The sequence below is a fragment of the Pseudomonas sp. MUP55 genome (assembly GCF_034043515.1).
Taxonomy (GTDB): Bacteria; Pseudomonadota; Gammaproteobacteria; order Pseudomonadales; family Pseudomonadaceae; genus Aquipseudomonas.
Genome location: NZ_CP138214.1, coordinates 2,915,952 through 2,928,343, shown reverse-complemented (window position 1 = coordinate 2,928,343; position 12,392 = coordinate 2,915,952). Strand labels below are relative to the sequence as shown.

At 55.7% G+C, this 12,392-nt stretch carries 12 protein-coding genes and 1 pseudogene; 11 read left to right on the top strand and 2 right to left on the bottom strand.

The features are described 5' to 3' along the window. The first annotated feature begins 1 nt into the window (after position 1). Both SC318_RS13085 and xerC read left to right on the top strand, forming a co-directional pair. Entirely contained in the window at positions 2 to 814 is an 813-nt protein-coding gene (locus SC318_RS13085) for a M949_RS01915 family surface polysaccharide biosynthesis protein (RefSeq protein WP_320431139.1), read from the top strand. Positions 815 to 922: 108 nt separating this feature from the next. After that, complete coding sequence (gene xerC, locus SC318_RS13080) at positions 923 to 1,837, top strand: site-specific integrase (protein WP_320431138.1); 915 nt, start codon at positions 923 to 925, stop codon at positions 1,835 to 1,837. 3 nt (positions 1,838 to 1,840) lie between these two features. Here xerC and SC318_RS13075 read toward each other — a convergent pair whose 3' ends face one another. Then, the gene (locus SC318_RS13075; protein ID WP_320431137.1) at positions 1,841 to 3,037 is read right to left on the bottom strand and encodes a multidrug effflux MFS transporter; all 1,197 of its coding nucleotides are present in this window, start codon (positions 3,035 to 3,037) and stop codon (positions 1,841 to 1,843) included. Positions 3,038 to 3,137: 100 nt separating this feature from the next. On the opposite strand from SC318_RS13075, the pseudogene SC318_RS27070 reads away from it, so the two are divergent. The 7 genes and pseudogenes from SC318_RS27070 to SC318_RS13045 all read left to right on the top strand — a co-directional run. Beyond that, positions 3,138 to 3,947, top strand: a pseudogene (locus tag SC318_RS27070) (MCP four helix bundle domain-containing protein); the annotation flags it as partial. Beyond that, a complete protein-coding gene (locus SC318_RS27065; RefSeq protein ID WP_413817643.1) occupies positions 3,942 to 4,805 on the top strand; it encodes a methyl-accepting chemotaxis protein in 864 nt (287 codons plus the stop codon). The pseudogene SC318_RS27070 and the gene SC318_RS27065, both read left to right, overlap by 6 nt. A 1,019-nt stretch (positions 4,806 to 5,824) precedes the next feature. Beyond that, entirely contained in the window at positions 5,825 to 7,078 is a 1,254-nt protein-coding gene (locus tag SC318_RS13065; RefSeq protein WP_320431135.1) for a tyrosine-type recombinase/integrase, read from the top strand. An 11-nt stretch (positions 7,079 to 7,089) separates the two neighbouring features. Further along, positions 7,090 to 7,518 carry a hypothetical protein gene (locus SC318_RS13060; protein ID WP_320431134.1) on the top strand — a complete coding sequence of 143 codons (429 nt, stop codon included), beginning with the start codon at positions 7,090 to 7,092 and terminating at the stop codon, positions 7,516 to 7,518. 120 nt (positions 7,519 to 7,638) lie between these two features. Beyond that, positions 7,639 to 8,610 (top strand): tyrosine-type recombinase/integrase, encoded by a 972-nt coding sequence (locus tag SC318_RS13055; protein ID WP_320431133.1) that lies wholly within the window; start codon positions 7,639 to 7,641, stop codon positions 8,608 to 8,610. After that, the gene (locus SC318_RS13050; RefSeq protein ID WP_320431132.1) at positions 8,597 to 10,711 is read left to right on the top strand and encodes a hypothetical protein; all 2,115 of its coding nucleotides are present in this window, start codon (positions 8,597 to 8,599) and stop codon (positions 10,709 to 10,711) included. The genes SC318_RS13055 and SC318_RS13050 overlap by 14 nt, the downstream gene beginning before the upstream one ends. Positions 10,712 to 10,719: 8 nt before the next feature. Beyond that, positions 10,720 to 11,115 carry a hypothetical protein gene (locus tag SC318_RS13045; RefSeq protein ID WP_126570281.1) on the top strand — a complete coding sequence of 132 codons (396 nt, stop codon included), beginning with the start codon at positions 10,720 to 10,722 and terminating at the stop codon, positions 11,113 to 11,115. A 110-nt stretch (positions 11,116 to 11,225) separates the two neighbouring features. On the opposite strand, the gene SC318_RS13040 is transcribed toward SC318_RS13045, so the two are convergent. After that, the gene (locus SC318_RS13040) at positions 11,226 to 11,669 is read right to left on the bottom strand and encodes a hypothetical protein (protein ID WP_320431131.1); all 444 of its coding nucleotides are present in this window, start codon (positions 11,667 to 11,669) and stop codon (positions 11,226 to 11,228) included. 85 nt (positions 11,670 to 11,754) lie between these two features. On the opposite strand from SC318_RS13040, the gene SC318_RS13035 reads away from it, so the two are divergent. Continuing rightward, on the top strand, positions 11,755 to 12,036 hold the full coding sequence (locus SC318_RS13035) for a helix-turn-helix domain-containing protein (protein ID WP_045185218.1): 282 nt from the start codon (positions 11,755 to 11,757) through the stop codon (positions 12,034 to 12,036). A 106-nt stretch (positions 12,037 to 12,142) separates the two neighbouring features. Beyond that, positions 12,143 to 12,343 (top strand): hypothetical protein, encoded by a 201-nt coding sequence (locus tag SC318_RS13030; protein WP_126570279.1) that lies wholly within the window; start codon positions 12,143 to 12,145, stop codon positions 12,341 to 12,343. Positions 12,344 to 12,392: the final 49 nt, after the last annotated feature.

Below are 12,392 nucleotides of genomic sequence, written 5' to 3'. Positions count from 1 at the left end.
GATGAATAGCGTGCAGCTTTTACGCGGCCAGTTGCGGCCGGTGTTGATGGGATTGTTGGTGTGCGTTGCCTGTGCCACGGCGGCGCGAGCCGACGAGGGCGTGGCCCTGGCCAGCGTTGACCAGGTGCCGGAGGGCATTGAAGTGCGCGGCAAGCAGATCGCCGCCTATACCTGGGACGACCGCCAAGGCAAGAACCTGCTGGTGCTGGCCGAACAGGTCAGCGAGCGCGACGACGATGGCACTCAGTCGGCTTTTGTCTACGCGGCCCAGTATCTGCTGGCGGGCGAGCATCCCAAGCGCGTGTGGATGCTCTACGACGATGTGCGCCAGTGCGAATTCGACGCCGGACTGCACTTCGACGCGGCTGCCACCAAGGTCACCGACCTGCTGGGCGATGGCAATACCCAGACGACCGTGGGCTACTCGCGCACCTGTACCAGCGACGTCAGCCCAAATGAATTCAAACTGATCATGCACGTTGGCAAGTCCGAGAAGTATCGCCTGCGCGGCGTCGACCGCTATGGCGCCGCCTGGTGGGACGAGGACGCCGGCGCCCTGCGCGGCATGCCGCTGCCCACCGATTGCAGCGTGGCCGCGCAGCAGACGTTGGTCAGCCAGTACAAGGAGCAGGGCACGGAGCTGCCGCTGCCAGGTTGCTACCGCGACGAGGACGATTTCGCCAAGGCACCCGACGGTTACCTGACCTTCATGCGCCAGCACTGGTTTGCACTGATGCGCAAACAGGACGCCGATTGGAGCCAATCCCAGAGCCAGCCCCAGCAGCCCACTGAAGAGGACGACGTGGCGCCGTGATTTGATGGCAGCGCCGAGACTTTGGTAGACTCGGCGTTCGCCAATTCAATAAATATCGCGACTAATCAATGGATTGCTTGCGATATTTAATCCAAAGGCTGATCTACCTTGACTGAGTCCATCCGCAACCCCCTGACCCTCTATCTCACCCGCCTTGCGCCCTCAAGCCAACTGACCATGCGTTATGTGCTGCAGGACGCCGCCGACCGTCTGGGCTTTGACGACGTCAACCTCGAAGACATCGACTGGCACCTGCTGCAACCCGAACAGGTGATCGCCCTGGTCGCCGCGTTGCGCGAGGACGGCTATGCGCCGAACACCTCGTCGCTGTATGTGAATGCCGTGCGCGGCGTGATGAATGAAGCGTGGCGCATGAGCTTGATCAGCCAGGAGCATCTGCTGAAGATGCGTTCGGTCAAGGCCGCGTCCGGTACACGCCTGGGGCAGGGGCGCAACCTGCGCCGTACGCTGATCCGCGAGATGATGGAAGTCTGCGCCGCCGACCCACGCCCGCAGGGCCTGCGCGATGCCGCGGTGATCGGCATCCTTTATGGCTCGGGCATGCGCAAGTCGGAGTCGGTCAACCTGGACCTGGCGCAGGTTGATTTCGAACAGCGCAGCTTGCGCGTGATCGGCAAGGGCAACAAGGAACTGATCAAGTACGCACCGGAATGGGCATTCGCCAAGCTGCAGGCCTGGCTGGAGTTTCGTCGCGGGCAGCTTAAGGAAGGCGAGCAGGACGATGGTTTTTTGTTCAACCGCATCCGGCGCGGTAGCCATATCACCCGTGAGCGCATCACCAAGCACGCGATTTACTACATCGCTCGCCAGCGCGGCGACCAGGTGGGCGTAAAGATCATGCCCCATGACTTCCGGCGCTCCTTCATCACCCGGGTGATCGAGGAGCATGACCTGTCGATTGCGCAGAAGCTGGCCCACCACACCAATATCCAGACCACCGCCAGCTATGACGTGCGCGATGACAACGAGCGGCGGCGGGCGGTGGACCGCTTTGATTTGTAAGCGCTAGGCGCTCGCCAGGTGCGACGGCAATCGGCGCAGGGTCCAGACTACCGTGAGCATGGCGGCGGCGGCGCACAGCGCGATGCCTACCAGCATGGGGGCGGGCGTGTGGTCGGCGAACAGACCAACCAGCGTCATGGACACCGCGGCAGTGACCATCTGTATCGCGCCAAGCAGCGCAGACGCCGAACCTGCCACGGCGCCGTGATCTTCCATCGACAGTACCCCGGCGGCCGGCAGCAACAGGCCAAGAAAACCGAAGCCGATAAACAGCAGGGCCATCATCAAGGCCAGGTTGCTGCCCCACAGCGTCGTCGCCGCCAGTAACGCCATTACGGCCGCCACGGCCATTACCGACCAGCGAATCAGCGGCGCCAGGCCAAAACGGGCGCTCAGGCGTGCCGTCAGTTGGCTCATGGCGAAAAACGACGCCGCATTCACTGCAAAGCACAGGCTGAACTGCGTCGGTGTCAGGCCGAAGTATTCGATGTACACGAAGGGCGCGCTGCCGATAAACACGAAGAACGTGGCAAGGCCAAAGCCGCAGACCACTGACAAGCCGGTAAATACCGGGTCGCGCAGGAGGGCGCCGTAGCTGCCGAATGCGTTGTTCAGGGTCTTGCCCAACCGACGCTCTGCCGGGTGGGTTTCCGGCAATTGCACAATCGTCATCACCAGGCACAACAGCGCCACCACCGCCAATACCGCAAATACCTCGCGCCAACTCCAGACTGAAATCACCACGCTGCCAGCCAAGGGTGCAAGGATCGGCGAAACACTCATCACCAACATCAACAGGGCCATCAGGCGCGCCGCTTCATGGCCGGTGTACAGGTCGCGGACTATCGCCCGCGGAATCACCATGCCCGCGCATGCGCCAAATGCCTGTACCGCGCGAAAGCCAATCAACACCTCGATGGTCGGCGCCATTGCACAGCCGATACTGCCGATGACAAAGATCACCAACCCCGCATAAATCGGCATTTTGCGGCCAAATACGTCGCTGATGGGGCCATAGAACAGCTGGCACACCCCAATGATCATGAAGAACACCGTCAGGCTCATCTGCACGGCGGCCGGTGATGCGTGAAGGCTGGCGCCCAGGGTTGGCAGTGCCGGCAGGTAGCTGTCGATGGCAAACGGGCCGACGGCGGTGATCAAGCCCAACAGCAGGGCGAGGTGGGCGATGCTTCGAGGCATTGGCAGGTCCGGGCAGACAAAAGACGCCCAGCTTAAGGGATTCATGCAGATCCGCAAACTTGGGCTTCACTAACGGGTGGCGGTGCCGATAACGGTACTAATGACGCTCGAACGGTTGGTTTCCCAACCGGCGATCCAGGCATGGGGATACCAGATGACGATCAAACTACGCTTGATGCTGTTGATTGCGACCGGGCTGGCGACCGCCTTGATCATGAGCCTGGCAGGCTACCTGGGAAACACCCGCATGGCGGCTGCGGTGCAGGACAATGAAGTCAGCATGACGGTACTGCGCAACCATATGGAAGCGGACATGATGCACGACGCGCTGCGTGCCGATGTGTTGTCCGCCATGTTGGTAGGCCTGGGCAAAAGCACGAATACGCCTGCCGAGGTCAACGCGTCGCTCAAGGAGCATGCCGAGCATTTCCGTCAGATGCTGGCGGATAATTTCAAGCAGCCGTTGGACGACACGACCAAGGCCAGCCTTGAAAAAATCAAACCCAGCCTGGACACCTATATCAGCGCCGGCGAGCGCATCGTTGCATTGGCCCTCACCAATCCCGAGGCCGCGCGTGTAGAGATCGAAACGTTCAACACCGCATTCAGCCAGCTGGAAGACCAAATGGCCGCGCTGAGTGAACTGATCGAAAGCCATACCCTGGGCACCAGCACCGGCACCCGACAAGCCATCAGCAGCGCCAACTGGGTCCTCGCCGTGGTGTTGGTCGCCAGCCTTCTGCTGTTGCTGGCACAAGGGCGCTGGGTAATCCTGAGCATCATGGGGCCGTTGCAGACCGCCAGCCGCATTGCCGACAGCATCGCCCATGGCAACTTGAGCCAGCCGATTGTCGAGCCTAAGAACCAGGACGAAGCCAGCACGCTGATTCGCAGCCTGGCCACCATGCAACGTGACTTGCGCAGCATGATCGAAGTGGTGCGCAGCAATGCCCATGGCGTCAATGGCGTAAGCGAACGCTTGAGCCACGGCTGCCATGAAGTTGCAGGCAGCAGCCAGCAACAAAGCGCGGCCGCCAGCACCATGGCCGCCGCCGCGAGTGAAATGACCGCCAGCATCGAGGAAATTACCCGCCATGCCGGACAGGCGCTGGACATGGCCAACCAGGCGCAAACTCTGGCCAAAGACGGCGGCCGGATCATTCATCAAGTGGTCAGCGACATGGACGGCATCGCACGCTCGGCGCAGCAATCGGCCCAGGTGATTCGCACGCTGGACAAAGAGTCCGAGGCGATCTACAGCATCATCCAGGTGATCAAGGGTATCGCCGATCAAACCAACTTGCTGGCGCTGAACGCCGCGATCGAAGCCGCCCGCGCCGGTGAGCAGGGCCGTGGCTTTGCCGTGGTGGCCGATGAAGTGCGCAGCCTAGCCGGACGCACCAGCGCCTCGACCCAGGAAATCGCCAGCATGGTCGGGCGCATCCAGCAGAACACCCGCGAAGCGGTTACCAGCATGGAGGAGGGCGTTGCTCAAGTGGATAAGGGCATGGCCGTCACCGCCGACGTGGAACGCGCCATTCGCGAAATCCTCCAGGCCACGCTCAGTACCACCGAACTGGTGAATGACATTTCCCGCACCATCAGTGAACAAAGCCTGGCCAGCAACGAGATCGCCCATCAGGTGGAGATGATTGCGGGGATGTCGGAAAGCAATAGCCGGGTGATTGCGGGTACGGCGTCGACGACGGATGAATTGTCGAGCCTGGCGGGGAAGCTGTCGCAGTCGGTGGATCGGTTTAAAATGTAACCTGTTGATATAGCTCAACTAAATAGTCATTTAGTTGAGTTGGGATTCAATCGAGATTAATTACGACTGGAGCAGGGTGACTAAGCCTTCGAAAATTCCAGAGGCATTATCTCTGCAGTGCAGCATAGGCATTTCAGATCTGCTAAAGCGTAGGAACTGCCTTAAACTACGTTAACATTTCGTACCACACCATTTCAAATTGCAGCCTGTGTGAGAGTCAGTACCATTGGAGTCACATCAGTATAGCCCAATGACCAGGATACTAGTGTCGGCTGCGACGCCAGCGGGCGCACCCGTGGGCAGCTTAGCGGCAGTCTGCCGTGCGAAACCGCCATGTGCAAGCAGATGTACCGCTGGCTGGGCAACGAGGTCGATGACTTCATCGGTACCTCGGGTGATGTGGCCAACGGAAGGCATCTATGCGGCTGTCATTGATTACAGGGCATTAGTAGTGAGCTAGAGACTGTACGCAAACCATGAATGGCTAAGAGCATCACGCGGTAGCGTAAATTGCGAATCAGCACTCGTGTGATCCCGAAGGCGTATTTCCCTATAGACCGCACCTCGGGCAACAGAGCCAAAAATGCATGACTGGTTGACGTTCAATTTGTGCGTAAAGCGTATTGGAGGCTTGGGAACCCCAAAAAAAGCGCATCTATAGATGGATACCACGTCCGGCTAGAAGCGCATCTTTAACTGGGTATTCGTTGGTTCAGGTTAGGAAAAGCGCTGTCGATCTTGAGACTGACACTAACAAGTGCATGCTTAAGCCATTGATTCGTAAGAGGCGCACAATTAAGTAGGCAAAGGCGCATCTTTACTGGGGCCTGACAACCACGGCCCTCCGGGTCCAGATACGGTAGTACGCATAATGTATATTATGTTAAACGACAGGTCATGTCAAAGATGTTCATGAGCTACCTAAGCCACTGATTCGACAAAACCGTTTCTGACGTCCAATCTCTCAACGGGCCATGTCCTTCGTGTTCATGGCGAGTCATTGAATGAGGTGGCTGCCGATGAAGCTGATTCAATGCCGTTTCTCTTCAGGTCAGCGTGTACCGCTGCTCGTGCAGACTGGAGATGCGGAGCCTTTGCCCATACTTGTCCCGTTCATCTACGTTCAACTCAAGCTAAGGTACCGCGCTTACAACACTACTGCGGCACATCTGCGCGCGATCCAGGCTTTCTACATCTATGCCAAAAGCCGTGACCTCAATATTGATGACGCCATCTTGGCCTGCCACTTCGAGTCGATTCTGGCTTTACTGGATGGTTACGCCATCTGGCTCCAAAGCGGCCGTCAAGCCGACAACCTGGTCGCCCGAATCGGCAAAGCTGCAACGGCACCTTTTCCTCAGATCGATCCGCGTACCCGTGACCAGTACCTGCGGTTGCTGAAGCAGTACCTGTCCTGGTGCGTGACTCGTTACATTCCGCGCGCCCGTCAGAACTCAACCACCCTGACTAACATCGAAGTTGTATTTGCCGATGTCGCCGACGTCATTGAACGGCGCTTTGAGAGCCATATCATCAATCTTCGTCCCGACCGCACTCGTTACCGCAGCCTGACAGATATGCAGCTTCAGATCGTTCGTACACTGATTCGCCCGGGTGCCGCGGAGAATCCGTTCCCGGAACGATTGCAGTTGCGCAATTGGCTAATGATTGAATTGCTACTGGAGACTGGTATCCGTCGCGGAGAGCTTCTGAAGCTCTACACCACGGATATTAACCAGGGTTCTCAGCATGCCTATGTCAGCATCAATGACCGCGAACATGATCCAGGCGACCCACGCGCTGAAGAGCCTGCACTGAAAACACATGGGCGGACCGTAGGCATCTCCACTCAGTTGTATGAGGTCTACGAGCGATATATCCAGAGCGAACGGCGCCCTCTGCGTCACGGCAAGCCGATGAAATTGATGTACCGCTATTTGTTCATCTCGGATCGAGGCCGTCCGCTGTCCATCCGCGCGTTGTCTAACGTTCTTGATCGGCTGTTTCTGACCATTGAACTGGCTCGTCCGGGATTGTTGCCTACACTTTCCGCGCATGACTTCCGCCACACCTTTGCCGACCGGTTTTTGTCTTTCTTGATCGAGACGCGTGGGTATGACCTCGAACGGGCCACGGACGAACTCCGACGAGTCTGCGGTTGGTCTGAGACTTCGACGATGCCACGCCGTTATGCAAGTCGTTATCTAGCCGAGTCGGCCAACCTCCACAATGCCCAGCGTGCCTCGGCAGCCTGGAGCCGATTTGACAGTTAAGGAGGTTAGTTGTGACTAAATCAGTTGGCAAAGATCATGCTTCACCCTCCTCCTCTTTTTCGGGCTATTTGTTCCAAGGGCCGGCTCAGGTCGCTATTCGAACACGCACCAATGATCAGCCACGATACGTCGATACCCGGCTGAAGGTGTGGACGTGGTACGACGGTGGACTCGCGATGAAAGTCGATTGGGCTGCACTCCAATTGAACTCGGAGCTAATAGAAATAGGCAAAGGTTTTATGGCCTATGCACTTGAGAAATATGCCCCTCGAACCGCGGTAATGTTCGCAGATACCCTACGCTTTTTATCTAGTACAAATCTCGCGACCGGACTTCCTTGGGACACCCATCAGCTGGTCACTGCTCTTGAGGAACTCAAAAAAACGAGGGCAGTACTTATAGGATTTCGAAGGCTTTACCGATGGGCAATGGATAGATGAATCAATGGCTTCGATCCAATCACCTACTTAAAAATCAAGGATGTGAAATCAGATCGAGTTGACCCGTATGCGCGAATTTTTCTCTCGCAGTCTGGTTTAGACCTCGATGAGGAAGTTCGATTGCTCAAACGGATTGAACGAGAGGTTTCACCTACCTCTTGGGAGGAGGCCCAGTTCAATATAGTACTTCACTTAGGTTTCGAACTCGCACCACGCTCGATTCAATTTCACTCGCTTGACATCGCGGATTTTGAGTTCATTGAAAGCGCTGATCATGAGAGGTACTACACCCTCTGGCTACCCATGGCCAAAAAGGTCGGCCAGCGCAGGCCTGAGCGACGGCCCCGCAAAGTCACCTCCCGACTGGGTGAAAAAATCTCACGCCACATCTCGGAAATTCAACGCCAATTTGGCAGCGACTGGGGACCATTATTTGTCAGTCCTAATGGAAAACGTCTGTCAGTTAACGAAATCGGTATAGGCCTTAAACATGAACTGCGTGAAGCAGGGATAGACAAGCCTAACCAGGTAACTATCTTGTTGCGCCATCACCTCGGGCAAGGTTTGGCTGACCAGGGAACTCCGGCAGACATGATTGCCGAACTGCTTGGCCATAACAGCACAGTAGCGGCGCGCGCTTACGTCACGGCAACTCCCAACATTGCCCGGATCAAAGAAAAAGCACTCGGCAAGAGTCCCGCCTATCAACGCATTATGCGCAGTATCTTGACCGGGGAAGTCGTGCAACGCCGCGATACCGCTGCCGAAAGAGCTATCCGTGGCGTGATCGACACACAGTACATCGGAGACATCGGTGCATGCGCCCTCCCAGTTCATACGCACTGCCCCTACAATCCCGTCTATGCCTGCTACACCTGCAAAAAATTTCACCCCTTTGCTGACGGCCGGCACGAGCAAGTGAAAGAGGCGCTGCAACGAGAAGCTCAGCGGTTCATTGACATGGCAGAACAAGCCGGAGACCTCATTCACAACCGGCCTCTCGCACAGCATCAAACAACCATCCTGGCAGTAAGCGCTACCATCGAGCGCTGCCGGCAGCGCACGGAGGGTGCCGCAGATGACGCCGTCTAGAGCAAGGCTGAATCTCGAAGGTCTCATTAAACAGGAACAAGTGATTTTTCAGTCATTACCGATTCCAACCCCTTGGGAGCTATCGCTATGGTCGGTCGAGCATTGGCTGCCGCAGCGCTTAAAACAACAGACCATAACCTTTGAAACTCACCGACAGTCGCTTCAAAAGAATGGCTATTCTGTTCCTCCTAAAGCTGCCCTCCCCTTGGATTTCCAGGATTTTTGCAAGGCATTAATCGTATATCTTCAACGCACCCGAAGCCTGAAGTTTTCGATGGTCGCGGCCTACAATATTGCCGTACGCCGGCTTTACAATCCGTTGTTTGAACGACGCGTATCCGACCCTACACAGTTGACGCGGGGTGATTTTGACCGCGTCGTAGAATTTCTCCGCGTGAGTGGCTACAAGAACCTTTACGACGCGATCTCTCATCTTCAGGTAATAGCGGATACGATCGATAAACTGCAATTAACCGAGACCGCCATCCACTTCGTACATGATGCAAAACCAGAGAAACGCCGCCACGAGTACATCTCATTGCACGATCCTGATCGTGCGGTAAAACAGCGTAAATCTGATGATAGATTGCCTTCTCGTGAGGCGATGGAAGCATACGCCCTATGTTCGAACAACCCGCTCAGTGACGGCGAAGAAATTTTGCTGCGCGTGATCGATTTGTTGATTGCGACTGGACAGCGAGGTAACGAAGTAGCAGTCATCCCCTATGATTGTTGGGTCGAGAGGCCGATCAAAGGGAGCACAGGAGAGGTCGTTGTAGATGCCAATGGTAAGCCTCTGGTCGAATGCGGAATTAGGTACTTTGCGGAAAAGCAATTTCAATCCCGTGTTCATTGGTTGGCTGAAAGCGACGTTCCTTTAGCCAGGCGAGCGGTAGAGAGATTGAAGACGCTAACCGAAGAGCAGCGAGAGATTGCCGCTTGGCAAGAACTCCACCCAGGACGTATTTGGAGCTACCCTCCTCAGTCGGTGATCTCCGATGCAATGGTCTTGGATTGGCTAGGTTTTAGCGAAACAAGGAGTGCAAACAGAAATCTATACCTTTTCCTCACACGCAACGGCGTCCATCCGTTTGACAATGAGCCCGATGAGAAACGAGGAAGGTCGTTAAAGCGACGCTACGTCGCGGGGGAGATTGAAAGACTGATCATCCCGAAGCTCCGTGGGCACGCGGTACTAACAGAAAATGTCGGGGGAGAGGCTCGTATCGTACTTAGAACCAGCGAAACGCTTGCCATCGCTTTCGACGGGCAATTTCGTTTCGGTGGACGTGAGGCAAATGTGTTTCGTGCGGTCCCGCGTCGGGTCAGCATCGTGGATATCAATCACGCGTTAGGTGACGATGAAAAATATGCGTCCATTTTTTCGCGTCGTTTACTAACCGAATCCGATGGCACTCCGATTAGGCTAACAAGCCACCAACCCCGACACTGGCGAAACACTATTTATCATCTGACCGGCATGAGTGATGTTCAGCAAGCATTGGCCTTAGGGCGAAAACGCCTCGACCAGAATGTCTACTACCAACACACAAGCATTGAGGAAAACACTGCTGCGCATCACGAGTTCTTGGCGTTCAATAGCCATCACGAGCGCATCGATTTTCTGCATACAGGCATAAGAGATAAACGCATTCAGGGCGCGTTGACCGACAGTTACCATGCGTTGCTGTCAGATAAAGGCACGACAACTGCAGAAGCATTCCTCACCGTACACGCCACGGCGCTGCACGTGACACCCTTTGGAGGCTGCATTCACGACTTCTCCCAAGCTCCCTGCCCTAAGCATCTTCAGTGCTGGAATGGCTGCTCGCATCTCCATCTGATGGGCACTCCATCGGAGCGAGCCAATCTTGAGAAACAAGCCGAGAATCTGACGATGGCAATCACCATCATGCGCGATGCCGGCGCTGGAGAGGCAGGCAGCGACGTATGGCTGGCGGACCAGGAAGACAAGCTCAACAATTTAAATTCCGTCCTCGCACGCGATACCAGTGTAGGTGTGCAACGCGTGTTTCCCAACGGGCATCCAATGACGGTTGCGGACTCGGACAAACGGCACAGTTCAGTTTCGGATGATTAGAGGCAACCATGGCGCAACGACAAATCTTGAGGGGCGGCACCTTGGACGAGGCTATCGACGCCCTCCTCGCTCAAATGATTAGCTTAGGACTGGAGCTCGCGCCTATTTCACGCCCCGAAGTGCAGCGTCGATTGGGCCTGACGAGCCGCGCTACCCTAGTAGGTGATCGTGGGAGGCGAATTGAGTCCGCCCGTATTGCACAACTCAAAGAGAGTGGGAGAGATCCAGACGGTGCCCGCCGCCGAAGAAGCCTCGAAGAACGAATTGCTCATCTGCAGGCAGAGAATGCTGACTTGATAAAGCAGCGAGACCAGCTCTATGAAGCACTGTCGGCAATTGCGCAAAACTGTCTGCTGAAAGGATTGGATGTCGAAAACATACTGACTCCATTGCGAGGGCGGTAAGTGGCAGAAAGGCTGCCAACGCCGCTGACTGAAGCCGCGGACAGGCAAGATTTCCTAACCGCTAGCGCATCAAAGATGCCGTTAATCGTTCAAGCATGTTGGGCTCACGCTCACCGAGTTGCCTGTGTGGCCGAAAAAATGATGCGAGGACTTTGCAAATCGGATCTGCAGGCCCCCAAGGCTTCAGTGTAGATATGCCCTCCCTCCAAGCTATACACATAGGCCGCCTCCTCACTGATGTCATCCACCGTCTCGCGCACCTCTAACACCCTCTCCATCTTCCACCCATCACTTCGGTTCAGATAAGCCGGTGAAACCAACTGGACATCGAGCAGCCAGATGTCTGCTCCTTGTTCATTAAGTAACTGCTCAAGCGCTGAAATGCTGGGAAGCATAACCATGCTAGTCAACACTTCACTGCCGTGTTGACGACCTACTCTGAGGTAAAACCAGGGACAATGGGTGGTCTGCTCAACGTACTGCCAGTACTGGGTAGAGTCATCACCCAGGTATGCGCCGAGGAAAATCTCTGCTGGTTTGTGAGTGATGAACATAGCGCCATCCCAAAAGTGAACACTATAGATTGTAGCCCTATAGAGCTCGCGAAGGCTTCATCGTTCCTTTTGCGAGGTCGGCAATATGGAACTGAAACAGGCTTTTGGCACGGCCCTGAAAAAGCTGAGATCGGAGAGGAAGCTTTCCCAGGAAGATTTCTCCGACGTCAGTAGTCGTACCTATCTCAGCACCCTAGAGCGCGGTCTGAAGAGCCCTACGATCGAGAAGGTAGACGAGCTAGCATCTGTAATGGACGTTCATCCGCTGACCATCCTCGTAGGCTGTTATCTGCTTCAGGACAATCCGATCACCCTCGACGAACTGTTTTCCCGAATTCGAACGGAACTGCCAAGCGAGATGCAATGAACATCTTATGGATCACGTTTCATAAGCAAAGGGGATCAACGGAAGGCTGTGGGTTGTAAGGCTTGTGCTAGTATCCAATTTGATCCGAAGATCGAGATCAGCAGCGATGAAACACCCAGTTCAGCCGGAAAGTAGCCTCTCTGAAATTTTGGAAGGTAAACAGAAACGTCGTGATGCGTTAATGCTTGCTATTAGCCTTGCGTCGCCGTCTGAGTTAGAAGCACCTGCTCAGCGTTTGAAAGAGGTGATGAAAAAACCTGCTGGATCGCGCCGTCAACGCATTCCCCCACCAGAGTTCGCGCGATAGGCGAAAGTACGATTTCTGCCCTCTTTGAACAACAGCGCTACCGTATCGA